Raw genomic sequence first — 24,704 nt, 5'->3', positions numbered from 1 at the left:
GGCTTTTCGTGCCGGAGAAGCGCTTAGGTTTTGAACTCTCATAACCCTTATGGGGCGGTCGATAGAAACGGTAGGGAAACAGTCTATGGCGAGCAAGAAAGGCGCATCGGCGCAGCTTAAGCTGGCATCGGTGCTCGACTTGAATGAAGCGTCTCAGCTCAAGGACAAGCTTCTGTCCATGCGGGGAGGAGCAATTGAAATCGACGCATCCGGTGTCGAGCGGATGGGAGCACTTTGCGCCCAGGTGCTCGTCTCGGGCGCGAAAACCTGGGAAGAAGACCAGAAAACCTTCTCGATAAAGAAGGCGTCAGACGCTTTCACCAAAACCATACAGCTCTTGGGCTTGAACAACGATCAACTGATCGCGGAGATCCGGCAATGAAGAAAAAAGTATTAACCGTGGATGACTCTAGAACCATCCGCAACATGCTTCTCGTGACCCTCAACAATGCGGGTTTCGAGACCATCCAGGCCGAAGACGGCGTCGAAGGTCTTGAAGTGCTTGAAGAGTGCAATCCCGACGTGATCGTTACCGATATCAACATGCCGCGCCTTGACGGTTTTGGTTTTATCGAGGGCGTACGCCGCAATGAAAAATACCGCGCCGTTCCGATCCTCGTTCTGACGACCGAAAGCGATGCTGAGAAGAAGAACCGTGCGCGCCAGGCCGGCGCTACCGGCTGGATCGTCAAGCCATTCGATCCGACGAAACTGATCGATGCGATTGAACGTGTAACCGCCTAACGGGGTCTGACTTCGATGGATATGAACGAAATCAAAGAGATCTTTTTCCAGGAATGCGAGGAACAGCTCGCGGAACTGGAATCCGGTCTTCTGAAAATGAACGATGGGGATCGTGACCCGGAGACGGTGAATGCTGTTTTCCGAGCTGTTCATTCCATCAAAGGAGGCGCAGGCGCGTTCGGTCTCGACGATCTCGTTGCCTTCGCTCACGTTTTTGAGACCACCCTTGATTGCGTTCGATCCAATAAGCTGGAACCGGGCATTGAAGTCATGAAGGTCATGCTCAAGTCGGCCGACGTGCTCGCCGACCTGACCAATGCTTCTCGTGACGGTGGCAGCGTCGATCCTTCGCGTTCAAGCGGCCTTGTCAAGGAACTGGAAGCGCTTGCCAAGGGTGAAATGCCTTCGTCATCCGCCACAGCACCGGCACCTGCGCCAAAGGCGGCTGCCAAGCCTGCGCCTGCGCCAGCAGCAACGGATGATAGCGGTTTTGCACCCGTTCCATTCTCCTTTGACGATTTTGCCGACGAAGAGCCGCCCATTGTGTCTCCTCCGCTTGAAGTGACCTTCAAGCCGCGCCGGGATCTCTATGCCAAGGGCAATGACGCCACGCTCTTGCTGCGCGATCTGTCGCGCATCGGCGAAGTCAGCCTGAACTGTAATGTAAGCGCCGTTCCGACGCTTGAATCCATGGATCCTGAGGAGGCTTACTTCTCCTGGAAAATCCTGGTGAAGAGCGAAAAAGGCGAAGAAGGCGTTCGGACTGTTTTCGAGTTTGCCGAATGGGATTGCGAACTGGAAATCAAGGAGCAGGAAGCGACTGCTGCTGAAGGAAGCGATGAGCTGCCGATGGTACCGGTGCCGTTCGATCTGTCCGCGCTGGACGACGACAGCGGCGCTGAAGAGGCTGACGATAGCTCGGCTGACTTGATTGCCGAGGCCGTGGAAGCCGCCGATACCGCAACCAAGGTGGTCAGTGCCGTTAGGGAGAAGAGAGAATCTCCAGCCGCTGCTGCTGCCGCTGCCGCTGCCGCCGCGCAAAACCAGTCCGCAGCTTCGGCTGCCGGGCAAACGATCCGCGTCGATCTCGATCGCGTCGACCGCCTGATCAACCTGGTGGGCGAGCTTGTCATCAACCAGGCCATGCTGTCGCAGAGCGTCATCGAAAATGACACCAACGGCACGTCGTCGATCAATATGGGCCTCGAAGAGCTGCAACAGCTCACCCGCGAGATCCAGGATTCGGTGATGGCGATCCGTGCTCAGCCGGTCAAGCCGGTGTTCCAGCGCATGTCGCGTATCGTCCGCGAAGTCGCTGATATGGTTGGAAAATCGATCCGCCTGGTCACCGAAGGTGAAAACACCGAAGTGGACAAGACGGTCATCGACAAGCTGGCCGAGCCGCTGACACACATGATCCGAAATGCCGTTGACCATGGTATCGAAACCCCTGAAAAGCGCACTGCCGCAGGCAAGAACCCGGAAGGCACGGTCAAGCTGACGGCAAAGCACCGGTCTGGCCGTATCGTGATCGAACTGGTCGACGATGGCGCCGGTATCAACCGCGAGCGGGTCCGTCAGAAGGCAATCGACAACGATATCATCGCTGCCGACGCCAATCTGTCCGACGAGGAAATCGACAATCTGATTTTCATGCCGGGCTTTTCCACGGCGGACAAGATTTCCGACATTTCCGGCCGCGGCGTTGGCATGGACGTGGTCAAGCGGTCCATCCAGGCATTGGGCGGGCGCATCTCCATCAGCTCGCGCCCCGGTCAGGGCTCGACTTTCACCATGAGCTTGCCGCTGACACTGGCGGTTCTGGATGGCATGGTCGTCACCGTTGCTGGCCAGACGCTTGTCGTTCCCTTGACGGCCATCGTTGAAACCTTGCAGCCGGAAGCCCAGAATATCCATTCCTTCGGGGCTAACCAGCGGCTGATTTCGATCCGTAACAGCTTCTGCCCATTGGTGGATGTCGGTCGGATCCTGAACTTCCGCTCTGCCCAGGCCAACCCGATCGATGGTGTTGCTCTGTTGGTTGAATCGGAAGGTGGCGGTCAGCGCGCCTTGATGGTCGATGCCATCCAGGGTCAGCGTCAGGTGGTCATCAAGAGCCTCGAGGCCAACTATACTCATGTGCCCGGTATCGCCGCGGCAACTATTCTGGGCGATGGCCGCGTGGCTCTGATCCTGGATGTGGATGCTGTCGTTGCTGCTTCGCGCGGTCAGTCTCTCAAGCAGGAAATGTCGTTAGCCGTCGCAGGATAGTCCAATGTCGAATGCGGTCGAAAATCTGGTTCAGGGGAATCGCGAGTTGATCGCGTTCCGTGTCGGTAATCAGGAGTTTTGTGTCAACATCATGCAGGTGCGGGAAATCCGTGGATGGACCCCCGCAACGCCGTTACCACAGTCTCCTCATTACGTGATGGGCGTGATCAACCTGCGTGGTGCTGTCCTGCCGATCGTCGATCTGGCGATCCGGCTCGGGCTGAAGCGAACAGAGCCGACCGTTCGGCATGTGATTATCGTGGTCCAGATCAGGACCAAGGTCGTCGGCCTGCTGGTGGATGCCGTGTCGGACGTACTGAGCGTAACAGATGATGCGATCCAACCGACGCCTGAGGTCTCGTCTGATCTCGAGCGCCAATATGCAAGGGGCATCCTCGCCATTGACAAACGGATGATCTGTTTGATTGAGCTGGCGGGCCTTTTCTCTGAAACTGAAAGCGAAGCGGCATGACATCGACCTTTTCTGCGCATAGCCGGCAATCGGACGACGAGATCATGGCCAGTGGCGAATACCCGTTGACCCGTCGCGATCTCAACGAAATTGCTGCGATGATCTATGCCGATGCCGGGATTGCGCTGAACGATTCCAAGGCTTCCCTTGTCTATTCGAGACTGTCGAAGCATATTCGCAATCTTGGATTGCGTGGCTTTCGGGAGTATTGCGCGCTCGTGTCGTCCCAGGAGGGGGCCGGGGCGCGACGTGAAATGTTGTCGCATCTGACAACGAATTTCACCCGGTTCTTTCGCGAAAACCATCATTTCGATCATTTGCGCACCGAGGTTCTGCCGGGGTTGATCAACCGCGCCAAGGCTGGCGGTCGCGTGCGGATCTGGTCTGCCGCCTGTTCTGATGGGCAGGAGCCCTATTCCATCGCCTTGACGGTCCTGTCCTTGATGCCGAATGCCGCCGACTACGATTTCAGGATCTTGGCAACGGATATCGATCCGAAGATCCTGGCGCTGGCTCGTGCCGGAGCTTATGACGAAACAGCGCTGGAAACCGTGAGCCCGGCGATGCGCAAGCAATGGTTCCGCGATGTCGATGTCGGTGGACGCCGGAAATTCCAGGTCGATGACCGGGTCAAGAAGCTGATCACCTTCAACGAGCTGAATCTGATGGCGCAATGGCCGATCAAAGGACCGTTCGACGTGATCTTTTGCCGCAATGTGGTGATCTATTTCGATGAGCCCACCCAGGTGAAGATCTGGTCGCGGTTTGCCGGGCTGCTGCCGGAGGGCGGTCATCTTTATATTGGCCACTCCGAGCGGGTGTCGGGCGATCCGAAGAACCTTTTCGATAATATCGGTATCACCACCTATAAATATACCGGCAAGACCGGAGGGCGCAAAGCATGATATCAGCCGCTCGCGTTCTTGTCGTCGATGACAGCCCAACCATGCGGGGACTGATCACCGCCGTTCTCAATTCCGATCCGGAAGTCAGCGTCGTTGGTCAGGCCAAGGATGCCATGGAGGCCCGCGCCGCCATCAAGCAGTTGAACCCGGATGTGGTGACGCTCGATATTGAAATGCCAAACATGAACGGTTTGGAATTTCTCGAAAAGATCATGCGGCTGCGGCCGATGCCTGTCATCATGGTTTCGACCATGACCCATCGCGGAGCTGAAGCGACTCTGGCTGCCTTGGAAATTGGCGCATTCGACTGTGTCGGCAAGCCGATGCCGGGCGAGGCCCGTCCGTTCGGCGATCTTGCCGAGAAGGTCAAGGCGGCGGCCCGCTCGCAGCGCCGGCAGATCATGCAGGCGGCGCCGGTTGCCACACCTGCGGCCGATTTTCGGGTGGGCCGCAAGATCGTGGCAATCGGTTCCTCGACAGGGGGGGTCGAAGCGCTGATTGCCGTGTTGCAGAAATTTCCGCCCAATTGTCCGCCGACGGTCATTACCCAACACATGCCGCCGACGTTTACCAAGAGTTTTGCGGAGCGGTTGAACCGGCTCTGCGCTCCCGTGGTGGAGGAAGCAACCGACGGTGCCAGATTGCAGATCGGCAAGATCTATCTGGCCCCTGGTGGAGAACGGCATCTGCAAGTGGTGAACGCATCCGCTCCCAGTTGCCGTTTGCTGGAAACGCCCCCGGTCAACGGGCATCGACCATCGGTTGATGTTCTCTTTGATTCGGTGGCGGAATTGGCTGGACGCAATGCCGTTGGCGTCATACTGACAGGTATGGGGCGCGATGGAGCGTCTGGATTGCTCAAGATGCGAAGTGCAGGCGCACGGACCATTGGGCAGAACGAAAAGACCTGTGTGGTCTATGGTATGCCTCGCGTTGCCCATGAACTGGGTGCCGTCGAGCATCAATTGCCGCTTGGCTCAATCGGCGAAGAAATTCTCAAACTCACGGCCGCACGGAAAGAAGGTTATGAATAATGTCAATAGCTGAAAAAATTAAGGTCCTGATAGTGGACGACCAGGTGACCAGCCGATTACTTTTGAGCGACGCACTGACTCAGCTGGGTTTCAAGCAGATCACGGCTGCCGGCGACGGTGAGCAGGGGATGAAGATCATGGCTCAACAGCCTCATCATCTGGTGATCTCCGACTTCAACATGCCGAAGATGGATGGTCTCGGCCTTCTCCAGGCTGTTCGCGCCAATCCTGCCACCAAGAAGGCAGCGTTCATCATTCTGACTGCGCAAGGGGATCGGGCGCTGGTGCAGAAGGCGGCGCAATTGGGTGCCAATAACGTCCTCGCCAAGCCGTTTACCATCGAAAAGATGAAGGCGGCCATTGAAGCTGTTTTCGGAGCATTAAAATGAGTGACGAAGCTGCGGCTCGCAGGGTCCATATTATTCAAGGTGAATACAAGGTTGTCAGCGACCCGAATGTGGTGCTTTCAACTATCCTGGGTTCCTGCGTGGCTGCATGCATACGTGATCCCATTGCCGGTGTCGGCGGTATGAACCATTTCCTCCTGCCGGGCTCTGCCAATCCCGGCATGGGAGGCGGGGATGCCACGCGCTATGGCGTCCATCTGATGGAATTGCTGATCAACGGCCTCTTGAAAAAGGGCGCGCGGCGCGATCGTCTGGAAGCCAAGATTTTCGGAGGCGCCAAGACGATTGCGACGTTCTCGAATGTCGGCGAACAGAATGCTGCCTTCGCTGCGCAGTTTCTGAAAGACGAAGGCATCAAGGTGGTTGGCTCTTCCACGGGCGGCGAGCATGGCCGCAAGCTGGAGTTCTGGCCGATCAGCGGTCGTGCCCGCCAGTATCCTCTGACAGGAGCGGAAACGCAAAAGACCGTGGCCATGGAACAGCGGCCGGTCAAAGTGCAAAAGCCGGTGGAAAGCTCGATCGAGTTTTTCTAATGGTTCCGTTCTTTTTCGGGCAATCCATATTGATGAAGGTTGCGTAACTATTTTTAAGGACAATCTAAGGTATGTGATGCGGCTGGCGGCACGATGTATTCGAGCAAGGCTGGCATGAAATGAATGACCATCCGAACGCTGTTTGAGGTTTCGGATGAGTGGAATGGACAACCCCTCGCTCGTTTATACAAGCTCAGGGCGGGACTGAATAAAAAGCATAAATGGAGCTTGCCGCGTGGCTTTTGTCTGTGGTGGGTTCCGGGAGAACAGAACTGCGAAGCCTGAGTCAGTATTGGAGGCCACGAGCGTGGAAGAATCACTACCTGAAATTCTGATGCGTGTTGTGACGGAACTTCACGACGTTGCCTATCTGATCGAGCGGGTCGAGCCGCAATTGCTGGAATTGGGTGGATCAAAGGCGTTGGAATCGGCTGAAACGCTGAAAGTCTTGCAAGGTATCGATCTCGCCGTGCAGAAATCGCGCGGGTTGGCCGAATTTATCGATACTATTACGGCGGATGTTTCCGACGACTGGAAAGTGGACATGACGACGGCGCTCAGCCTCGTCAAGCTTGCCGAAATGCAGAAGGCACTGGGCGATGGCCTGCGTCATGGTCATTCGCAGCCGCTCAGCAAAGCTGCGGGCGATTTCGACTTTTTCTGACCCCTGCCAGCCCCGAGAGAACATTTCCAGTAAGGGTGCGAGGCGGTTTTTGTCCGCAAACACATAAAAATAAACAGAAAGACTTTTTTGTAATTCCGTAAATGCATAAATGCCAAAGTGTTCCGATCGCTCCTTTGTGGGGCGATCTTCGTTTTGGGACATTCGTTTCCGCACATCATGCTTGGTTCACAGGCTTGAGGAAACGCTCGCACAAGCTTCGCGTTCTAGGGTGACACTAGGCCAAAAGCCGTAACCTCATGTTTGACGGTGCGAGACAGAATGAATCTGTTCAATCAACTACTCCAGGTCTTCAAGAACCTTTCGTCCTTGGGACCTACAAAACTATGGACCCTTGCGGGTGTTGGCGTCGTTTCGGTGGCGCTGGTTATCGGTGCGGCGTTTTTTATCAATAAGCCTGCCTTTGAGACCCTTTACGTCGGCCTCGAAGCGACAGACGTCAATCAAATCAGTATTGCGCTGGCTGAAGCGGGCGTCGGTTTCCAGACTGGCGCCGATGGCAAAAGCATTCAGGTCCAGGCCGGCATGACCGGCAAGGCCCGTTTGTTGCTGGCCGAACGCGGCCTGCCAAATAGCACCAATGCTGGTTACGAACTGTTCGATAATGTCGGCTCCCTGGGTCTGACATCCTTCATGCAGGAAGTGACCCGGGTGCGCGCCCTTGAGGGCGAGATTGCCAGGACGATCCAGCAGATCAACGGTATTGCGGCGGCACGCGTGCATATCGTCATGCCGGATGTCGGGAATTTCCGGCGCGGCGCGCAAAAGCCAACGGCTTCGGTGATGATCAGAGCCGGTTCCGATGCCGGTCGTAAATCCGCAGCTTCGATCCGCCATCTGGTAGCATCTGCTGTGCCGGGTCTTGAAGTCGATGATGTCACCATTCTGGATTCGACCGGCCAGTTGCTGGCATCGGGCGATGAGACGGGCGGCACTGCAAACCGGAATCTCGGCGTTGCCCAGTCGGTTCAGCAGGAAATCGAATCGAATATCGACAAGGCGCTCGCACCTTTCCTCGGTATGGACAATTTCCGTTCCAGCGTCACGGCGCAGTTGAATACCGACCAGCAGCAGATCCAGGAAACGGTTTACGATCCCGAATCCAAGGTCGAACGCTCGACCCGCACCACCAAGGAAGCACAGAAATCGCAGCAGCGGCAATCCGATACCGCAGCGACCGTGGAGCAGAATATTCCGCAGGCAGCGCCGCAAGCGGGCGGTGCCGGTCCTGAATCGTCCGACCAGCAGGACAAGAAGGAAGAGCAGACCAACTACGAAATCAACAGCAAGACGATTGCCACCGTCAAGAATGGCTACACGCTGGACAAGCTTTCCGTGGCCGTTGTGGTCAACAAGCAGCGTATCGCCACCATGGTCGGCGAGCCGGTCGATCAGGCCAAGATCGATGCCTATCTGGCGGAAATGCAGAAAATCGTCAAATCGGCTGCCGGGCTCGATGACAAGCGCGGCGACGTGGTAACGCTGACGGCGATGGACTTCCTGGAGAACCAGCTGCTGAGCGAGGCTCCAACCGGACCCGGTGTGATGGAAATCCTCAGCCGCAACATGGCGGGTATTATCAACTCGCTTGCCTTCCTCGCAGTTGCCTTCCTTGTTGTCTGGATGGGCATTCGGCCAATGGTACGCTCGATGGGCGGCGGCGGGACTGCGGCGCTTGAGGGTGGCAGCGACGCTGTTGCCGGACTGGAACTGCCAGACTTCTCGCCCGGTCTTGATGCTGGTGCCGGTGGTGGCCTGATGGATGGCTTTGGATCCGACTTCGGCTTTGATAGCGCCGATGATGTCCTTGCCCTCGACAATGACCCGAATGGCGGCTTTAACCGCCGCGTCAAGGAAGGACCGGAACGGCGCCTGGCGCGTATGGTGGAAATCTCGGAAGAGCGCGCTGCCAAGATCCTGCGCAAATGGGCGGTCGAGAACGCAGCCTGATCCTTCAACCCAATCGAATAGGAGAGCTGCGCTGGCTAAAGTTGGCGCAGCTTTTTTGTATGGTGCGGATAAGCCACACCTTCTGTGCTAAACCCCGTAGCGTTTAGAAGTTATTTACATACAATAACATTATGGTGATTCGGCATGTTTCGAATGACGCGCTTAACCACGGAATGGGCGGCTTCCATGGCAAAGCATAGTGAGAGGTCGCCGTTCGTCCCTTGAAAGGGGAGCCTTATGAGTGTCGAACTCCTTGAGCCTGGGGGCTATCAAGGGATCCGTAGCCAGAAGACGGCGAACAGGCCTGAAGGCCCCAGGTTGCGTGATGCGATGATCCGGCAGCTTTCCTCGGCAGCGTCCTCAGGAAAGCTTCGGGTGGCGATGCATATCCTGACCGACTATGCCGGAGCCTCACACTATCTCCTGGCGCGCTACGACCTTATTCAGGAACATGGGCTGGATTTCGTGGTGACGGCGGACTGGCCGTTCGATCTGGCACGTGGGGTTGCCACGGAATTGTCGGCTGCCTGTTCGCGGGCCACCGAGCTTGAAAAATGCCTGGGCTTGCTGCAAGCAAAATTCGTGCTCCTGCCTGACGACCTAGAACTGCCCTTAGGGGCCAGCCGTCAATATTGCTCAGTGATGTTCAATGTCGGTCGTACACGACTGGCGCTGGTCATGCTTCTTCCGGACGGATTCGTAATTTCGCCGGACCGGTTGCGCGACGTGGGTTTGCTGGCAGCCTATTGCGTCAGCCTGTCGACGGGACGGTCGCAGAAAGCGGATCGTGACTTCGAACTGACGGAACGCGAATTGGAATGCCTGTTTTGGATTGCCGAGGGCAAGACAAGCGATGAAATTGCCACGATTCTTGGTATTTCCCGCAATACGATCAATAATTACATCACCAGTGTGATGCGCAAGACCGCTACGAAAACTCGCTCTGAAGCGATTGCCTATGCGGTTCGCAACAATCTGGTCTAAACGCCGACGGCCCTTCAACGTGACGGTTGGCATTCTACTTCAGGATATCTCAAGTTTTTGATGTCTTGAGATATCCAAAATCCCTTCAAGGCGGGGATGCATTCGCATCTTCAAGCGTTGGTATGAAAGGCAGCCATGGCGTTCAATGCAGACATGTCGAGCGGCAGGACAGGATCGGCGGCAGATCTGAAAGCCCGGCTGGCTGCAAACCGGGGGGATATTTTTCCTCGGCTGATTGCCATGCAGAAGGCGATCAACGCCCGCAGCTTTGCTGTGTTCCGGGTGGCGGGTTCAGGCCTGCCGCGCAAACGCATGTTGCAATGCGAATGTGAGAGCTGGGCGGCAAGCGGCATGGTCGGCAGCTATAGCGATGCATTTGTGTCCTGCTATGGTGAACTTTTGCTGAGCCATATCGACGATTTGCTGCTGCCTTTGATGTGGAATGCCAAGGACAACGACACATTCTGTATCAGCAGTGAGTTTGGGGCTTTCGTATCGCGCCTGCCCGCTGGCAATCTGCCGTTTTCGGGGGTTGCTTTTCCGGTCCGGCTGGGTGCTGTCGGCAATGGCTATGTCATTTTCGCATTGAACGGATCTGAGGATCTCGACAGCGATGTGATGATCGATATGCATAATCGCAGCTGCAAGCTGATGATGGATATTCTATCCCTGAGCGAGCGCAAAGTAGCGCCATCCGAGGCGTTGAGCGACCGGGAAATCGCCTGCCTGCAATTGGCGGGCGATGGGCGGATCAGCGAAGAAATTGCCGAAAATCTTGGCCTCTCGGTCCATACCGTCAATGCTTACCTGGGCTCGGCGACGATCAAGCTTGATTCGGTCAACCGTATCCAGGCAATCGCCAAGGCTATCAGGCTCGGCTATATCAACTGAGCTTCTGAATAGATTTTCCTGTCTGGCAGAAATTTCTGAATGGGTTTGTCGGAAAGCGCTACCGAAGCGCAATCACTCAGGCTGTTTGGCTTCCAGGAGCCATTCGCGCCAGATGGCCACCAGGATCGCCATCAGCACCGGGCCGACGAACAGGCCGAGCATGCCCATGGTCTTGACGCCGCCGATCAGGCCGAAAAATGTTGGCAGGAAGGGGAGTTTGATCGGTCCGCCCACCAGTCTTGGCCGCAATGTCTTGTCGACAATGAAAAGCTCCACGGTTCCCCATGCCAGCAATCCAACCCCTGCAATGGTCGAGCCGCTGGCAACCAGATAGATCGAGACCAGGGTGAAGGACAGCGGCGCGCCACCGGGAATGAGCGCCATGAAACCGGTGATGATGCCCAGCGTCACAGGGGAAGGCACACCGGCGATCCAATAGGCGAGGCCAAGCACGATACCTTCGCCGACAGCAATGATCGTCATGCCGGTCACCGTGGAACTAATCGTCATCGGAACCAGCCGCGACACCCGTTCCCAGCGCCCGGGCAGGATGCGCTCGCCGACGATATCCACTTGCGCGACAATACGCTCCCCGTCGCGATAGACGAAAAACAGGGCGATCAGCATGAAAAGCAAGGTGAGAAAGCTGTGGAACGCCGAGGAGCCGACCACCAGCAGGCCACGGTAAATCGTGCCGATATTGGCGCCGCTGATCAGTTGCACCAATTCGCCAAGCGCGCCGGGATGGCCGACATATTGATCCCAATGCTCGGAAAGCCAGGAACCGGCCAAGGGGACCTGAATTAACCACTGCGGTACTGGCGCGCCGACTTCATTGGCCCTCAAGGCCCAGACGCCCCAGCTTTTCACCTCATCCACGGCATAGATACCAGCCAGCGAGATGGGAACGACAATGAAGGAGACTACAAGAATGATGGCAATCGTCGCACCAATCGTCCTGTTGCCACGGGCAAGGCCGAGGATGCGCCGATAGATCGGCCAGCTTGCAAAGCCGATCACCATGGCGGCCAGCAGGGGTACGATGAAACCGTAGAAAAAATAGGCGCTGGCCATCAAAACGGCCAGCAGCAGCCAGCGCGCCGCCGAGGTTGGGGCAACCAGCGCATAGCGCTCTGCGGCAGCACGACGTACAGGAACGGCGGGGGGTGTCACGACGCTATCGTTTTTCGCAGTTCTCACGGTCACCTGTACACTCCGAAGTCCAAAAGCCTCTCTGAAGCATGATAACTTCAGCATGAGCCGACGCGCGTCCGCGCTCCGTCGATCGATAGTAGTTCCTAATTCCAAAAAGCTTGTGAAAATATGGCGGCCGCACTGCAAATTATCGTTTATTTTGCTTTTGGCTTAAAAATGGTGATTCCGACGCGATTCGAACGCGTGACCCTCAGATTAGGAATCTGATGCTCTATCCTGCTGAGCTACGGAACCACTGCCTATCTCCATACAAAAACCCGTTCGTGAAGCCAAGCCTTTTCCTTGCGATATCTCAATCCGCCAGCCGCTGTTCGGCAAGCCTGACCCAGTAGGAAATGCCGTAGGCGATGGCTTCGTCGTTGAAATCATAGGCCGGGTTGTGAAGGCCCGCCGTATTGCCATTGCCGATCATGATATAGGCACCGGGCCTCGCCTTCAGCATGAAGGCGAAATCTTCCCCGGCCATGGAGGGGTCGACGTCGGTGTTCACATTGCCTTCGCCGACGATATCGATGGCGGCGCGGGCGGCATTGTCGGTTTCTTGAGGATGATTGGCCGTGACCGGGCAGGGGCGCTCATAGATCACTTCGGCTTCCGCTCCATGGGCGCTGGCGATGCCAGCGACGATTTCGCGGATCCGGCGCTCTGCCATGTCCTGCGTTTCGTCGTCATGGGTGCGAACGGTACCGGTCAGTTCGGCCTGCTCGGGAATGATGTTGTGGGTCGTTCCCGCCTGAAAGCGGGTGACGGAAACGACGACTGAGCGCACCGGATTGGCGCTGCGCGCCGCGATCAATTGTAGATTGGTGACGATCTGGGCGCCGATGGCAATCGGATCGATGGCGCGGTGCGGTTCGGCAGCGTGGCCGCCACGGCCCTTGATGGTGATGAAGAATTTGTCCGGAGCGGCCATGATCCCGCCCTTGCGGATCGCGAAGGTGCCAACCGGCATGCCGGGCATGTTGTGCATGCCATAGACTTCGGCGATGTCGAAGCGCTCCATCAGGCCATCTTCCACCATGGCCAGCGCGCCTGCTCCACCTTCTTCGGCGGGCTGGAAAATCACGGCGACTGAGCCGTTGAAATTGCGGTTTTCCGCCAGATATTTTGCGGCACCCAGCAGCATGGCGGTATGGCCATCATGGCCACAGGCATGCATGCGGCCATCGGTTTTCGATGCCCAGGCTTTGCCGGTGATTTCTTGAAGGGGCAGGGCATCCATGTCGGCGCGAAGGCCGATCACCCGGCTGCCATCGCCGCGTCCCTTGATCAGGCCAACGACGCCGGTGCGTCCTAAACCCGTGACCACCTCGTCGACGCCGAATTCCTTCAGTTTTTCTGTGACAAAGGCAGCCGTCTCATGGACGTCATACAGAATTTCCGGATTCTGGTGCAGATGATGGCGCCATTGCCGGACATCGGCTTCCAATTCTGCGGCGCGGTTCAAGATTGGCATCGGTTTTCCTGATCACATGCGTTTGAACCGGGCAGGTCCGGCTCATTTATCACTCGGTTGCAATTGACGTTGCTGATGGGCTTTGCCATTGGTTCGACATATAGGACATATGGTTGCCCGATGCGAGAGACATTCAGGGTGGTCTGTCCAGTTTCCGGAAGGAGAAGTCATTGTCCGTGCTGCCTCGCCAGATCCGGCGCGCCTTTGTTGCCGTTGCCCTGTGTGCCGCCATGCTGCCGTCTACGGTCGCCGCTAACCCCGTGCTGGTGGTGGATGTCAACTCCCTGACGGTGCTGGAGCATCAGGATAGTTTCAAGAAATGGTATCCGGCCTCGCTGACCAAGCTGATGACGGCCTATACCACGTTCAGGGCGCTGAGAGCCGGTGAAGTGCGCCTGGACAGCGTGGTGACACTGAGTGCCTTTGCAGCGTCGCAAGCGCCGAGCAAAATGTTCTTCAAGCCCGGCTCGAAAATGACGCTGGACGATGCCCTGAAGATGATGCTGGTGAAATCTGCCAATGACATCGCCGTGGCCGTGGCAGAAAATGTCGGCGGCAGCCAGGCGGCGTTTGTTGCCCGGATGAATGCCGAGGCCGCCCGGCTCGGCATGACATCCAGCCATTTCGTCAATCCGAATGGATTGCCAGCTCCCGGCCAATATTCCACGGCCCGCGATCTTGCGGTGCTGGCCGTGACCATTCGTCGCGAATTTCCTGAATATGCGGGCTATTTCAAGATCGAAGCGATTGATACCGGCAAAAAGGTCTATCCCAATGTCAACATGCTGGTCGGCCGTTTCGATGGGGTCGATGGCATGAAGACCGGTTATATCTGTGCCTCCGGTTTCAATCAGATCACCTCTGCGACCCGCAATGGCCGTACGCTGATCACCGTGGTGATGGGCGCTGACAGCCTGGCGGCACGCGCCGATATTTCCGCCAATCTGCTCCAGAAATATTTCGATCGACCCAATGCACAGGGATCGCGCCTTTCGGCGCTGGGGCCTGACAGCGTTGACGGTTTGAATGCGGTGAACGACGTGTCTGCCGAAATGTGCTCCACTGAGGCACGCAAGCGGCGCAGCGAAACCCGCGACGAGACTGGCCGGATGAAGCTGCAATCGCCCTATATCCACGAAATGGCCGCACCGCCTGTGCCGGTCTTTGCAGGCATCATCCCCGGCAGCGAGCCGCCGGATCCGCCACCGGCGGCTTCGGGTGCCAAACAGCAGCAGATGGGCGACGTTCCGCGCCCCACGCCGCGCCCGCAAATGTAACGCGGAGAGCCATTGAACGTGGCAATCCGTGTTCTCTTTAATATCTCAAGCCTTTGATGCATTTTGACATTCGAAATTTTTTCAAGGCGAGGATGCGTGAGCATCTTCGAGCCTTGGTATAAGAAGAGGTCATGACCATGGTTGCCCTTGCCGACCGCATTCCTGTTTCTATCCTGACCGGCTTTCTCGGCGCAGGAAAATCCACGCTGCTGAACCGGCTGCTGAAAGATCCCGCCATGCGGGACGCGGCGGTGATCATCAATGAATTCGGTGAAGTGGGGATCGATCACCTTTTGGTGGAAGCCTCCAGCGATTCCATCGTCCAGCTTTCGGATGGCTGCCTGTGCTGCACGGTGCGTGGTGAATTGATCGATACGCTGGCTGAGCTGGTCGATGCCTTGCAGACCGGGCGGATCAAGACCTTGTCGCGGGTGGTGATCGAAACCACCGGATTGGCGGATCCCGCGCCGGTGATGCAGTCGGTGATGGGGCATCCTGTCCTGTCGCAGTCTTTTCAGCTGGAGGGGCTGGTCACCGTGATCGATGCCGTCAATGGCGAGAGAACGCTGGACAGTTACAGCGAAGCTGTGCGGCAGGTGGCGGTGGCCGACCGGCTGGTGATGACCAAGGCCAGCCTTGCTGAGGACGGTGCTGTCGCAAGGTTGAAAAGCCGGATTGCCGGGCTGAACCCCCGCGCGGTTGTTGTCGATGCGGAAACATCGGCTGCCGGGGAAGCTGTCATCCTGAACAACGGTCTTTATGATCCGGCGACAAAAATGCCTGACGTGGCGCGGTGGTTGCAGGAAGAGCAACAGTCGGAGGATCATCGTCACCACGACCACGACCACGACCACGACCACGACCACGACCACGACCATCATCATCATTCCCACCATCACCATGACAATGTCACACGTCACGGTGCCACGATCCGCTCCTTCTCTATCCTGCATGACGATCCGGTTGATCCGGCGGCGCTTCATATGTTCATCGACCTGCTGCGGTCGGCTCATGGCGAAAAAATGCTGCGGATGAAGGCGGTAGTTGGGCTGAAGGACGATCCGGAGCGTCCGGTTGTCATTCATGGTGTGCAATCGATCTTTCATCCGCCGCACCGGCTGGCAGCCTGGCCAGACCCCTCCGACCGCCGGAGCCGGTTGGTGATGATTACTGACGGGCTGGACGAAGCCTATGTGCGGGATCTGTTTGATGCCTTCACGGGTAAAGTGGCGATCGATCGACCGGATCGGAAGGCTCTGGAAGACAATCCACTCGCTGTCCCGGGCATGACGTTCTGATCGGGCAAAGCTGCTTGCGTCACGAGGCAGCTTTTTTCAGGCGCTGTTTTATCGGTTGGGCATCTGGTCAGGCTTGCCGATCACAAACCGATGACCGCTGCCTGATGCCTCGCTGGACAGCAGGGTATATCCATCTTCCCGGCAGAAATGCGGGATATCGATGATTGCCAGAGGATCGGTCGTTTCGATGGTTAGCTGGCTACCGGCTGCCATCCGGGAGAGATGTTTTCGCGATTTCAGCACGGGAAGCGGGCATTTCAGCCCTTTGAGGTCCAGGATGTCTTCGGGCTCCGGGGTCAACTCCGGGGTCACCGGGCGGCCCAGAATTTCCAGAAGGGTTTTGCCGCTGGCTCAGAGGCTGCATCCATGGCCACCATGCTGGACTGCGGCGGCGGCGGCGCGACCGGGTTCGGCACGGGAACCGGGCCGGTGGCGGGGAGGGCGACAGTTGCCGTCTGGGTTGGGTCGATGTTGGCCGGAGCGCCAGGACTCACAGCACCAGCACTCGGAGTGCCAGAGCTCACAGTGCTTGCCGTCTGCGGATCGCTTGGCGCGCCATAGCGACCGGTCTTGGCGGAATTGTCCAGCGATGCGAACAGCGGGGCGGCTGTCGCTGCGGTTTTCCGTGGGCTGATGACCGGATTGGCCGGATCGGCGACCTCGGACAATTTCAACAGCTTGCCAGCCTTCAGCGCCGAGCCTGTCGGAGCATAGGCCAGATCGCGGCCTTTCTTCAGGTCGGCAACCAGAGCCTTGCGTTCGGCTTCGCTTGGATCGTACCAGACCTTGTCCTCATATTTCTTCATGGCCTTGGCATAGTCGCGGCTATAGGCGGAATTATAGGAGGCAAGCGCGGCCGACAATTGCGGTGGCGTGCTCATCGGTGGGCAGGCGCCCGCCGGGTTCAGGCTTTTGCCTGCTTCGACCTGCTGGTTGAATACATATTTCTTGTCGCAAACCCCAACCTGCGGCGGTTGTTTGGTGACTTCAAACTGGTCGTAACCGGCCTTCAGCATCTGCCAGAACGGCATGTGGGTGCTGTAGCGATGCCGGGCCATGTTTTCGGCGGTCATGCGGAACGGAAAGGCTTGTAATTGTACAGTCTGCTGGCCACCACGAAATGCATCACGCGCAAAGGCATAGATTTCCAGGATCTGGGCATCCGTCATCGAATAGCAGCCGGAGGACGAGCAGGCCCCATGGATCATCAGATTGGTGCCGTTGCGATTGTTGACGGCATCGTATTTGTTGGGAAAGCCCGTGTTGATCGCCAGGTAATATTTTGAATAGGGATTGAGATTGGCGGGCGTCAGGGCATAGAAACCCTCCGGCGCCTGCCGGTCGCCTTCCTTCTCTTTTGGTCCCAGTTTCCCGGACCAGGCGCAGATCTGGTAATCGGCGATTTTCTCGAAACGGCCGTCAGTCTTGGCCTTCCAGATTTCCAGAACGCCTTCTTCCTTGAAAATCCGGATGGCAATCGGCGAATTGCGCTCCATGCCCTTGGCCTTCATCGAGGCAAGGATTTCAGGCGGCAGCGGCTGCTCTACCTTGTTGGACACATTGTCCGGCATCTTCTTTTCGCTGACGCTATCCAAGGTGTCGTTGCACCCTGCCAGAAGCAGGGTGGTGGCGATCAGCAGGGCGGCGTTTGAAATGCGCATTGTCGAGCTCAACTGGGTCTCATTGGGGCGAAGGCATTATATAAGAACAAGGATGCGTGAGTATGTCCTTATCATGGGACGACGAAGCATTGATCATCCAGGCGGGACCATATCAAGTCGGAGCCTGTCGATCCAGTCTCGATCCTTGCCCGAATATGGTTTCTAAAGTGTGAATAAGTGCCGATCGCCCATGACGCACACTCCATGTCTCGCCTGAATTGCCGAGGCTGGAATATCCGCTTAAACCGACAGCCCTTGATTATGGCTGTCGGTTTAAGGCCCGATTGAAACATTTATGCGGCAAATCGCCTGCTAGATTGCATGGCCTTGCAAAAGGAACGACGCGCTCGGCGGTTTACAGATTACGGCCGATATCGAGGAATTTCTGGCGCCGCGCCGCGCGCAGTTCCGCCCCGCTTTGGCCAGACATATCCTTCAGTGCCGCCGCGATGGTTTCCCCGGTACGATCGATAACCGTTTCGGGATTGCGATGGGCGCCACCAACCGGTTCGGGAATGATGTCGTCGATAATGCCGAAACCCTTCAGGTCTTCCGCAGTGATCTTCATATTGGTGGCGGCTTCCTTGGCGCGGGTGCTGTCGCGCCATAGAATCGAGGCCGCACCCTCAGGCGAAATCACTGAATAGATGGCGTGTTGCAGCATGTAGACGCGGTTGCCGGTGGCAATGGCAATGGCGCCGCCTGAGCCGCCTTCGCCGATGACGACTGATATCAACGGGGCCTTCAGGTTAAGGCACATTTCCGTCGAGCGGGCGATGGCTTCGGCCTGGCCGCGCTCTTCAGCACCGACGCCCGGATAGGCGCCAGCAGTATCGACCAGCGAAATCACCGGCAGACCGAAACGGTCGGCCATTTCCATGACGCGGATCGCCTTGCGATAGCCTTCAGGCCGGGGGCTGCCGAAATTGTGCTTCAGGCGCGATTTGGTGTCGCTGCCTTTTTCCTGGCCGATAATCGCAACCGGGATACCCCGGAAACGGGCGAGTCCAGCCTGGATGGCTGCGTCCTCGGCAAATTTGCGGTCGCCAGCCAGCGGCGTGAAATCGGTAAACAGGCGCGAGGCGTAATCGACGAAATGCGGACGCTGCGGATGGCGGGCCACCTGGGTTTTTTGCCAGGCATTCAGCTTGGAATAAATCTCTTCCATGGCTTCGCGCACGCGGACTTCCAGACGACCGATCTCTTCCGAGGTGTCGATGCTTTCATCCTCACTCTTCAGCTTCTTCAACTCGTGAATCTTGCCTTCGAGGTCGGAAATAGGCTTTTCGAAATCGAGATAGTTGATCATCAGGTCCGTTCCGATCCGTTACTCTATCCTGCTTTACGATGTTGGCTGAGAGGCGGCCATCGTAATTTCTGACTATATGTCTGATCTCACCACCCATCCTTGATGGTGTGAAACCGTAAATGTCGTCGCAATGCTTGGCCGCATGTCTGTCTTGCAGACAATTTCCGTGCCAACCAAAGGGGCTTAGCACATCGCCTAGCCGGGCTTCTAATCGTGGTTTTTCCTATGTTTTGCAAGAGGGTGATGTGTCTCAACCAGAATCTGGAGCCTTTCTTCGAGCACATGCGTGTAGATTTGCGTCGTCGAAATGTCGCTATGTCCCAGTAATTCTTGCACAACCCGTAGATCCGCGCCGTTTTCAAGCAAATGGCTGGCAAAAGCATGCCTGAGCACATGTGGGGACACTGCATCGCCGCTGAGACCGGCGCGAATGGCCAGATCCTTCAATTCCCGCGCGAAAACCTGTCTGGGCAGATAGCCTTCGCGGCTGGCGGCGGGAAACAGGAAGCCAATGCCCGATGATTTTCCCAGTTTCGATACTGTTTGTTTCGATGCTGTTTTTTTCGATGGTGGTTTTTCTGCCTGTTCGATTTCCTTGGCCTGCGCGTAAGCCTGCATGGCAGCGATGGCCGAGCGCGATAGCGGCACCAGCCGCTCCTTGCTGCCCTTGCCGCGGACCACCAGGAACCGGCCCTCCTGCGCAAGGACATTGGCCGGGAGGGAGACCAGTTCGCTGACACGCATGCCCGTCGCATAGAGAAGTTCCAGCAGCGCTAAGCGCCGCAGCCTTTGCAGGCGATCGGGGCCTTCCAACGCCGCCTCGGCCTGGGCCAGGGATAGGAGCTTGTCGACATCGGCAATCGAAAGGGTCTTGGGCAGAGGCCGGCCCTTTTTCGGAGTATCGAGGATCGAGGTCGGATCGTCGCCGCGCAGTCCCTCGGCATAGAGAAACTTGTAGAATTGCCGAAGCGCCGACAGACGGCGGGCTTGGGACGAGGCTTCGAAACCGCGATGGCCAAGATCGGACATATAGGCGGACAGATCGTCGCTGGTGGCGGCCATGACGCTGACCTGGCGCGTGGCCAGAAAGCCATGCAGATCTTCCAGATCCCGTTCATAGGAAGAGAGTGTGTTGCCCGCTGCACCGCGCTCGGCACTCATCATCTCAAGGAAAGCTTCGATGCGGGCGTGGCCGAGATCAACCATGGATGCTGTCGTTTCTATCGTTTGGTGTGTGTGCCGTCACGGTGATGGCTGCTGGGGCTTGATCTGCGCAGCAGGAATGGCTGCGGTGATCTCCCGCTGCCCGGGTTCCACGAAGATGACCAGCGCCCACATCGCTGCATAGATCATGGCCGCCACGGTGGCGATGACAAACAGGAAACGGAACAAGGTGGGCATGATGACGGCCTCCGGCTTTAAAAGCCATGCTGTGCAGTGCCGTGCTTCCCGGAAGAAGCAGTCGAGGTTGCTGTAACACTTTGGGTTCTCTTGGTGTCGTTTATCTCTTCGGGAAAGAACAGCTCTGCTTTTCCCTCAGTGCAACACACATCAGCAATATCGGCTGGAGCCGTTCCTGTTTCAAGATCGAACATGGCAGGTTTTGCCTAATAACTCCGTAAACCCTTGGGAGTTAAGGGAGGCAATAGGCCATGCGGGTGATTGTTTCTTGTCGGCATGTGCGTCAAGTGCTTGACGTGGCCCCGGCATTTGTCAATAGGGTGGTAAACCTGTTGCGAAAAGGCTGATGACCCACTCGATGCCCCATGCTGTTCTACCTCTTGCTGAGCGTGCCCGCTCGGTGCTCGGGCGTCGAAACCTGATTTTCGTCGGCCTGATGGGGGCTGGAAAATCCGCGATCGGGCGTCTCGTGGCCCAGCAACTGAACCTGCCTTTCATCGATACCGATACCGAGATCGAGCGGGTCTCGCGCATGACGATCAGTGAATTGTTCGCGGCCTATGGCGAGACGGAATTCCGGGCGCTGGAAACCCGGGTGATCCGGCGGCTGCTCAGGTCCGGGCCGAAAGTCGTCTCGACCGGCGGCGGCGCCTTCATCAATGACCGGACCCGCAGGCAGATTGAGCGCGGGGGTATTTCCATCTGGCTGAAAGCCGATCTGGATGTGTTGTGGGAGCGGGTCAACAAGCGCGATCATCGCCCGCTGTTGAAAACCGAACACCCGAAACAGACGCTGGAAAAGCTGATGCTGGAGCGCTACCCGATCTATCAGCGTGCCGATATTACCGTATTGTCGCGCGATGGGCGTAAGGAAGCCATTTCCGCTGAGGTTATGGACGCGGTGATCGCCTATGTCAGCAAAGGCAGGAGCAAGCGATGAGCATAGATCAGGCATCCGAACGCCCGCAATCTTCAGAGCGCCTTGTCCATGTGCCGCTTGGTGAGCGCGCCTATGATATTTTGATCGGCGACGGCCTGATCGGGCGGGCGGGCGGCGAGATTTCCACCCGTATCAAGGGTCGCAAGGCAGCCATCGTCACCGACGAGAATGTCGGGGCGCTTTACCACGGCGCGCTAATGGACAGCCTGGAGGCGGACGGCTTTGAAGCCGTCTCGCTGACCCTGCCTGCCGGTGAAAAGACCAAGAGCTTTGAGCACCTGACCAAGGTTTGCGACGTGCTGCTGGAAGCGCGCATCGAGCGCAACGATGTCGTCATCGCCCTTGGCGGCGGCGTCATCGGCGATCTCACCGGCTTTGCGGCGGGCATCGTTCGGCGCGGGGTGCGGTTCGTGCAGATCCCGACCTCGCTATTGTCACAGGTCGATAGTTCCGTCGGCGGCAAGACTGGTATCAATGCCAGGCAGGGTAAGAATCTGGTCGGTATCTTCAATCAGCCGGATCTGGTTCTGGCCGATACGGCGGTACTGAATACGTTGAGCGAACGGGAATTTCGTGCCGGCTATGCCGAAGTGGCGAAATACGGCCTGATCGACAAGCCGGAGTTTTTCGACTGGCTGGAGCGCAACTGGCGCGAGGTGTTTGCCGGTGGAGCAGCCCGCACGCAGGCGATTGCACTGTCCTGCCAGGCCAAGGCCGATGTGGTCGTGGCTGATGAGCGCGAACATGGCCGCCGGGCCTTGCTAAATCTCGGCCACACCTTCGGCCACGCGCTGGAAGCGGCCACGGGTTATGACAGTCGCCGTCTCGTGCATGGAGAAGGCGTTGCCATCGGCATGGTACTGGCCCATGAATTCTCGGCCCGACTCAATCTGGCGAGCCCTGACGATGCCAAGCGGGTCGAGCGCCATTTGAAAGAGGTTGGATTACCCACCAGGATCGCCGAGATTCCCGGTGATATGCCGCCTGCTGAAGAGCTGATGAAGGCCATTGCCCAGGACAAGAAGGTCAAGGGCGGTCAATTGACCTTCATTCTCACCCGCGGGATCGGACAGTCTTTCGTGGCCGACGATGTGCCGTCCTCGGAAGTGCTGAGTTTTCTACAACACAATCTGCCCGGCTGATCTTACCAGCGTGTTGCCTCACCGGGCGCTGATGGTTCGATGGCCAGCGCATGCAGCCCGGCATCCAGTTCCGGCTTGAGCAGGTCGGTAACGGCCCGGTGCCGGGCCAGGCGGCTAAGGCCGGTAAAACTGCCTGAGACAATGCGCACCCGCATATGGGTTTCACCAGTGCCGGTTATATCAGGTTGATGGCCGGCATGGTGGTGGCTCTCATCGATCACCAGCAAACGCTCGGGCTGGAAGGCCTGTGTCAATTTCTGCTCTATCGTCTGGCGAAGTGACATCTGGTGGCTCTGCATACGGTGGCGTCCAATTCTGCTGACCAATTCGGGCGTTTTGAGAAAAGCCTCCAAATGGCCAAGAACAATATGATTTGTCAATTCTTGTTGTGAGACGGGGAAAGCCTCATAATTTGCCAATGAAACTCGACTCAAAATATTTCGACAAGATCCGCACGCGCCGCAAGAAGGACGCGGAGCCGGAGCCGCCTGTCACCACCTGTCAGTGGGACGGTTGCGAGCGTCCAGGCGTGCACCGTGCACCGGTGGGTCGCAATGCCGAAGGCAAGTTTTTCCTGTTCTGCTTCGAGCATGTGAAGGAATATAACAAGGGTTACAATTACTTCTCCGGCCTCTCCGACAGCGAGATTGCCCGCTACCAGAAGGAGGCGATCACCGGTCATCGTCCAACCTGGACGGTCGGTGTCAACAAGGCCGCCAAGGGATCGCCCATTCATTCCACCCAGCGCTCCGGCTCGGCCACGGCGCAGGCGCGGATGAGGGACCCTTTCGGCTTCGTCTCCCAAGGGCGCGGCAATGCGTCGCGGTTTGAGCCGCAGGCGCGAAAACTGAAGACGCTGGAAGCAAAAGCCTTCGATGCCCTGGGGTTGACGGGCGCTGCCACCGCACAAGATATCAAGAGGCGCTATAAAGAGCTTGTCAAAAAACATCATCCAGATGCAAATGGCGGAGACAGAGGTTCTGAAGAGCGTTTTCGGGCTGTTATTCAGGCCTATCAATTGTTAAAGCAGGCGGGTTTCTGTTAATCGAAGACTATATCCGATTGCGTATGCGACCTGATTGTATGCGACCTTGATTGTATGCGCTGGGAGATGCCGCCCGGCTTGGAGAGACGATGAGCAAAATTGACCTTGATATCGCCAACCTGCCCGACACGACAGTTTCCGTCCGGGAGGTGTTCGGCATCGACAGCGACATTCGCGTGCCTGCCTATTCGAAGGGCGATTCCTATGTGCCGGATCTCGATCCCGACTATCTGTTCGACCGGGAAACCACGCTGGCCATCCTTGCCGGTTTTGCTCACAACCGCCGCGTCATGGTGTCCGGTTTTCACGGTACGGGCAAATCCACCCATATCGAGCAGGTCGCTGCCCGGCTGAACTGGCCCTGCGTGCGCGTCAATCTCGACAGCCATGTCAGCCGTATCGACCTGGTCGGCAAGGATGCTATCGTCTTGAAGGACGGCAAGCAGATCACCGAATTCAAGGACGGCATCCTGCCCTGGGCCTATCAGCACAATGTGGCGCTGGTGTTCGACGAGTATGATGCCGGTCGCCCGGACGTGATGTTCGTTATCCAGCGGGTGCTGGAATCCTCTGGCCGCCTGACCCTGCTCGACCAGAGCCGCGTTATCCGCCCACATCCCGCTTTCCGGCTGTTTGCGACGGCCAATACGGTTGGACTTGGCGACACGACCGGCCTTTATCACGGTACCCAGCAGATCAACCAGGCACAGATGGACCGTTGGTCGATCGTCACCACGCTGAACTATCTGCCGCATCAAAAGGAAGTCGATATCGTCCTGGCCAAGGTCAAGGGCTTTGCCGCCACCCAGAGCGGCCCCGATAATGTAGCCAAGATGGTGCGGCTGGCCGATCTGACCCGGTCAGCCTTCATCAATGGCGATCTTTCGACCGTGATGAGCCCGCGTACCGTGATCACCTGGGCCGAAAATGCCGAGATTTTCGGCGATATCGGCTTTGCCTTCCGCGTCACCTTCCTCAACAAATGCGACGAGCTGGAACGGACCCTGGTGGCCGAGCAATACCAGCGCGCTTTTGGCATTGAACTCAAGGAAAGTGCTGCCAACATCGTTCTTGGCGCCTGAAAAGA

27 protein-coding genes and 1 tRNA gene are annotated in these 24,704 nt (G+C 57.4%); 18 read left to right on the top strand and 10 right to left on the bottom strand.

What is annotated here, in order from left to right; translation table 11 throughout:
• Positions 1 to 85 precede the first annotated feature (85 nt).
• The 12 genes from FS819_RS14700 to visR all read left to right on the top strand — a co-directional run bounded on the left by FS819_RS14700 (position 86) and on the right by visR (position 10,873).
• Entirely contained in the window at positions 86 to 382 is a 297-nt protein-coding gene (locus tag FS819_RS14700) for an STAS domain-containing protein (RefSeq protein ID WP_041698243.1), read from the top strand.
• Positions 379 to 744, top strand: coding sequence for a chemotaxis response regulator CheY1 (gene cheY1, locus FS819_RS14695; RefSeq protein ID WP_006726298.1), 366 nt, complete (start codon positions 379 to 381; stop codon positions 742 to 744). The genes FS819_RS14700 and cheY1 overlap by 4 nt, the downstream gene beginning before the upstream one ends.
• Before the next feature lie 15 nt (positions 745 to 759).
• Positions 760 to 3,015 (top strand): chemotaxis protein CheA, encoded by a 2,256-nt coding sequence (locus FS819_RS14690; RefSeq protein ID WP_070164339.1) that lies wholly within the window; start codon positions 760 to 762, stop codon positions 3,013 to 3,015.
• Positions 3,016 to 3,019: 4 nt separating this feature from the next.
• Positions 3,020 to 3,487, top strand: coding sequence for a chemotaxis protein CheW (locus FS819_RS14685; protein ID WP_070164340.1), 468 nt, complete (start codon positions 3,020 to 3,022; stop codon positions 3,485 to 3,487).
• Positions 3,484 to 4,392, top strand: a complete 909-nt coding sequence (cheR, locus tag FS819_RS14680) for a protein-glutamate O-methyltransferase CheR (protein WP_015917358.1) — start codon at positions 3,484 to 3,486, stop codon at positions 4,390 to 4,392. The genes FS819_RS14685 and cheR overlap by 4 nt, the downstream gene beginning before the upstream one ends.
• Entirely contained in the window at positions 4,389 to 5,426 is a 1,038-nt protein-coding gene (gene cheB / locus FS819_RS14675; protein WP_156547987.1) for a protein-glutamate O-methylesterase CheB, read from the top strand. The genes cheR and cheB overlap by 4 nt, the downstream gene beginning before the upstream one ends.
• Positions 5,426 to 5,815 carry a response regulator gene (locus FS819_RS14670; protein ID WP_015917356.1) on the top strand — a complete coding sequence of 130 codons (390 nt, stop codon included), beginning with the start codon at positions 5,426 to 5,428 and terminating at the stop codon, positions 5,813 to 5,815. Before cheB ends, FS819_RS14670 begins: the two co-directional genes overlap by 1 nt.
• Positions 5,812 to 6,366, top strand: a complete 555-nt coding sequence (cheD, locus tag FS819_RS14665; protein ID WP_015917355.1) for a chemoreceptor glutamine deamidase CheD — start codon at positions 5,812 to 5,814, stop codon at positions 6,364 to 6,366. The genes FS819_RS14670 and cheD overlap by 4 nt, the downstream gene beginning before the upstream one ends.
• A gap of 334 nt (positions 6,367 to 6,700) precedes the next feature.
• Positions 6,701 to 7,030, top strand: a complete 330-nt coding sequence (gene cheT, locus FS819_RS14660; protein ID WP_049777318.1) for a chemotaxis protein CheT — start codon at positions 6,701 to 6,703, stop codon at positions 7,028 to 7,030.
• Positions 7,031 to 7,309: 279 nt separating this feature from the next.
• Positions 7,310 to 8,998: a flagellar basal-body MS-ring/collar protein FliF gene (gene fliF, locus FS819_RS14655; RefSeq protein ID WP_070152972.1), complete on the top strand. Its 1,689-nt coding sequence runs from the start codon at positions 7,310 to 7,312 to the stop codon at positions 8,996 to 8,998.
• Positions 8,999 to 9,328: 330 nt separating this feature from the next.
• Entirely contained in the window at positions 9,329 to 9,982 is a 654-nt protein-coding gene (gene visN, locus FS819_RS14650; RefSeq protein WP_234617693.1) for a transcriptional regulator VisN, read from the top strand.
• A gap of 135 nt (positions 9,983 to 10,117) precedes the next feature.
• A complete protein-coding gene (gene visR / locus FS819_RS14645; protein ID WP_197434095.1) occupies positions 10,118 to 10,873 on the top strand; it encodes a transcriptional regulator VisR in 756 nt (251 codons plus the stop codon).
• 72 nt (positions 10,874 to 10,945) lie between these two features.
• On the opposite strand, the gene FS819_RS14640 is transcribed toward visR, so the two are convergent.
• The 3 genes from FS819_RS14640 to FS819_RS14630 all read right to left on the bottom strand — a co-directional run bounded on the left by FS819_RS14640 (position 10,946) and on the right by FS819_RS14630 (position 13,544).
• Positions 10,946 to 12,046, bottom strand: coding sequence for an AI-2E family transporter (locus tag FS819_RS14640; protein ID WP_234624573.1), 1,101 nt, complete (start codon positions 12,044 to 12,046; stop codon positions 10,946 to 10,948).
• 199 nt (positions 12,047 to 12,245) lie between these two features.
• Positions 12,246 to 12,322 (bottom strand) — tRNA-Arg (locus tag FS819_RS14635).
• A gap of 58 nt (positions 12,323 to 12,380) precedes the next feature.
• Positions 12,381 to 13,544, bottom strand: a complete 1,164-nt coding sequence (locus tag FS819_RS14630; RefSeq protein WP_156547986.1) for a M20 aminoacylase family protein — start codon at positions 13,542 to 13,544, stop codon at positions 12,381 to 12,383.
• 176 nt (positions 13,545 to 13,720) lie between these two features.
• On the opposite strand from FS819_RS14630, the gene FS819_RS14625 reads away from it, so the two are divergent.
• Complete coding sequence (locus FS819_RS14625) at positions 13,721 to 14,821, top strand: D-alanyl-D-alanine carboxypeptidase family protein (RefSeq protein WP_409050052.1); 1,101 nt, start codon at positions 13,721 to 13,723, stop codon at positions 14,819 to 14,821.
• Positions 14,822 to 14,958: 137 nt separating this feature from the next.
• A complete protein-coding gene (locus tag FS819_RS14620; RefSeq protein WP_234624572.1) occupies positions 14,959 to 16,119 on the top strand; it encodes a CobW family GTP-binding protein in 1,161 nt (386 codons plus the stop codon).
• A 48-nt stretch (positions 16,120 to 16,167) separates the two neighbouring features.
• Here FS819_RS14620 and FS819_RS14615 read toward each other — a convergent pair whose 3' ends face one another.
• The 6 genes from FS819_RS14615 to FS819_RS14590 form a co-directional block, all read right to left on the bottom strand.
• A complete protein-coding gene (locus tag FS819_RS14615; protein WP_234624544.1) occupies positions 16,168 to 16,431 on the bottom strand; it encodes a sulfurtransferase TusA family protein in 264 nt (87 codons plus the stop codon).
• Positions 16,428 to 17,780, bottom strand: coding sequence for a L,D-transpeptidase family protein (locus FS819_RS14610; RefSeq protein WP_156547984.1), 1,353 nt, complete (start codon positions 17,778 to 17,780; stop codon positions 16,428 to 16,430). Before FS819_RS14610 ends, FS819_RS14615 begins: the two co-directional genes overlap by 4 nt.
• A 355-nt stretch (positions 17,781 to 18,135) precedes the next feature.
• Positions 18,136 to 19,089, bottom strand: a complete 954-nt coding sequence (locus tag FS819_RS14605; protein WP_156531824.1) for an acetyl-CoA carboxylase carboxyltransferase subunit alpha — start codon at positions 19,087 to 19,089, stop codon at positions 18,136 to 18,138.
• 207 nt (positions 19,090 to 19,296) lie between these two features.
• Entirely contained in the window at positions 19,297 to 20,295 is a 999-nt protein-coding gene (locus FS819_RS14600) for a site-specific tyrosine recombinase XerD (protein WP_156547983.1), read from the bottom strand.
• A gap of 36 nt (positions 20,296 to 20,331) precedes the next feature.
• Complete coding sequence (locus tag FS819_RS14595) at positions 20,332 to 20,490, bottom strand: hypothetical protein (RefSeq protein ID WP_197434094.1); 159 nt, start codon at positions 20,488 to 20,490, stop codon at positions 20,332 to 20,334.
• A gap of 17 nt (positions 20,491 to 20,507) precedes the next feature.
• A complete protein-coding gene (locus FS819_RS14590; protein ID WP_156547982.1) occupies positions 20,508 to 20,684 on the bottom strand; it encodes a hypothetical protein in 177 nt (58 codons plus the stop codon).
• 152 nt (positions 20,685 to 20,836) lie between these two features.
• Here FS819_RS14590 and FS819_RS14585 point away from each other — a divergent pair, with 152 nt between their 5' ends.
• Complete coding sequence (locus FS819_RS14585; protein WP_156547981.1) at positions 20,837 to 21,430, top strand: shikimate kinase; 594 nt, start codon at positions 20,837 to 20,839, stop codon at positions 21,428 to 21,430.
• Positions 21,427 to 22,572, top strand: coding sequence for a 3-dehydroquinate synthase (gene aroB / locus FS819_RS14580; protein ID WP_156547980.1), 1,146 nt, complete (start codon positions 21,427 to 21,429; stop codon positions 22,570 to 22,572). The genes FS819_RS14585 and aroB overlap by 4 nt, the downstream gene beginning before the upstream one ends.
• Before the next feature lie 2 nt (positions 22,573 to 22,574).
• Here the strand turns inward: aroB and FS819_RS14575 are convergent, their stop codons facing one another.
• Complete coding sequence (locus FS819_RS14575; RefSeq protein ID WP_070164429.1) at positions 22,575 to 22,856, bottom strand: BolA family protein; 282 nt, start codon at positions 22,854 to 22,856, stop codon at positions 22,575 to 22,577.
• 134 nt (positions 22,857 to 22,990) lie between these two features.
• Here FS819_RS14575 and FS819_RS14570 point away from each other — a divergent pair, with 134 nt between their 5' ends.
• Both FS819_RS14570 and cobS read left to right on the top strand, forming a co-directional pair.
• Complete coding sequence (locus FS819_RS14570; RefSeq protein ID WP_041697155.1) at positions 22,991 to 23,617, top strand: J domain-containing protein; 627 nt, start codon at positions 22,991 to 22,993, stop codon at positions 23,615 to 23,617.
• Between the two features lie 89 nt (positions 23,618 to 23,706).
• Positions 23,707 to 24,699, top strand: a complete 993-nt coding sequence (cobS, locus tag FS819_RS14565) for a cobaltochelatase subunit CobS (protein WP_156547979.1) — start codon at positions 23,707 to 23,709, stop codon at positions 24,697 to 24,699.
• The last annotated feature ends 5 nt before the right edge of the window (positions 24,700 to 24,704 follow it).

Origin of the sequence: Allorhizobium sp. Av2, from assembly GCF_021462805.2 — a bacterium.
Classification (GTDB): Bacteria; Pseudomonadota; Alphaproteobacteria; order Rhizobiales; family Rhizobiaceae; genus Allorhizobium; species Allorhizobium vitis_G.
Note: the sequence above shows the minus strand (reverse complement) of the source record. Positions and strands in the feature narration are given on the sequence as shown.

Bases quoted from the DNA above. Each gene is read 5' to 3' on its own strand.
- FS819_RS14700 (WP_041698243.1), top strand. From the start codon at position 86: ATGGCGAGCAAGAAAGGCGCATCGGCGCAGCTTAAGCTGGCATCGGTG.
- cheY1 (WP_006726298.1), top strand. From the start codon at position 379: ATGAAGAAAAAAGTATTAACCGTGGATGACTCTAGAACCATCCGCAAC.
- FS819_RS14690 (WP_070164339.1), top strand. From the start codon at position 760: ATGGATATGAACGAAATCAAAGAGATCTTTTTCCAGGAATGCGAGGAA.
- FS819_RS14685 (WP_070164340.1), top strand. From the start codon at position 3,020: ATGTCGAATGCGGTCGAAAATCTGGTTCAGGGGAATCGCGAGTTGATC.
- cheR (WP_015917358.1), top strand. From the start codon at position 3,484: ATGACATCGACCTTTTCTGCGCATAGCCGGCAATCGGACGACGAGATC.
- cheB (WP_156547987.1), top strand. From the start codon at position 4,389: ATGATATCAGCCGCTCGCGTTCTTGTCGTCGATGACAGCCCAACCATG.
- FS819_RS14670 (WP_015917356.1), top strand. From the start codon at position 5,426: ATGTCAATAGCTGAAAAAATTAAGGTCCTGATAGTGGACGACCAGGTG.
- cheD (WP_015917355.1), top strand. From the start codon at position 5,812: ATGAGTGACGAAGCTGCGGCTCGCAGGGTCCATATTATTCAAGGTGAA.
- cheT (WP_049777318.1), top strand. From the start codon at position 6,701: ATGCGTGTTGTGACGGAACTTCACGACGTTGCCTATCTGATCGAGCGG.
- fliF (WP_070152972.1), top strand. From the start codon at position 7,310: ATGAATCTGTTCAATCAACTACTCCAGGTCTTCAAGAACCTTTCGTCC.
- visN (WP_234617693.1), top strand. From the start codon at position 9,329: ATGATCCGGCAGCTTTCCTCGGCAGCGTCCTCAGGAAAGCTTCGGGTG.
- visR (WP_197434095.1), top strand. From the start codon at position 10,118: ATGGCGTTCAATGCAGACATGTCGAGCGGCAGGACAGGATCGGCGGCA.
- FS819_RS14630 (WP_156547986.1), bottom strand. From the start codon at position 13,544: ATGCCAATCTTGAACCGCGCCGCAGAATTGGAAGCCGATGTCCGGCAA.
- FS819_RS14620 (WP_234624572.1), top strand. From the start codon at position 14,959: ATGGTTGCCCTTGCCGACCGCATTCCTGTTTCTATCCTGACCGGCTTT.
- FS819_RS14610 (WP_156547984.1), bottom strand. From the start codon at position 17,780: ATGCGCATTTCAAACGCCGCCCTGCTGATCGCCACCACCCTGCTTCTG.
- FS819_RS14605 (WP_156531824.1), bottom strand. From the start codon at position 19,089: ATGATCAACTATCTCGATTTCGAAAAGCCTATTTCCGACCTCGAAGGC.
- FS819_RS14600 (WP_156547983.1), bottom strand. From the start codon at position 20,295: ATGGTTGATCTCGGCCACGCCCGCATCGAAGCTTTCCTTGAGATGATG.
- FS819_RS14595 (WP_197434094.1), bottom strand. From the start codon at position 20,490: ATGCCCACCTTGTTCCGTTTCCTGTTTGTCATCGCCACCGTGGCGGCC.
- FS819_RS14590 (WP_156547982.1), bottom strand. From the start codon at position 20,684: ATGTTCGATCTTGAAACAGGAACGGCTCCAGCCGATATTGCTGATGTG.
- FS819_RS14585 (WP_156547981.1), top strand. From the start codon at position 20,837: ATGACCCACTCGATGCCCCATGCTGTTCTACCTCTTGCTGAGCGTGCC.
- aroB (WP_156547980.1), top strand. From the start codon at position 21,427: ATGAGCATAGATCAGGCATCCGAACGCCCGCAATCTTCAGAGCGCCTT.
- FS819_RS14575 (WP_070164429.1), bottom strand. From the start codon at position 22,856: ATGTCACTTCGCCAGACGATAGAGCAGAAATTGACACAGGCCTTCCAG.
- FS819_RS14570 (WP_041697155.1), top strand. From the start codon at position 22,991: ATGAAACTCGACTCAAAATATTTCGACAAGATCCGCACGCGCCGCAAG.
- cobS (WP_156547979.1), top strand. From the start codon at position 23,707: ATGAGCAAAATTGACCTTGATATCGCCAACCTGCCCGACACGACAGTT.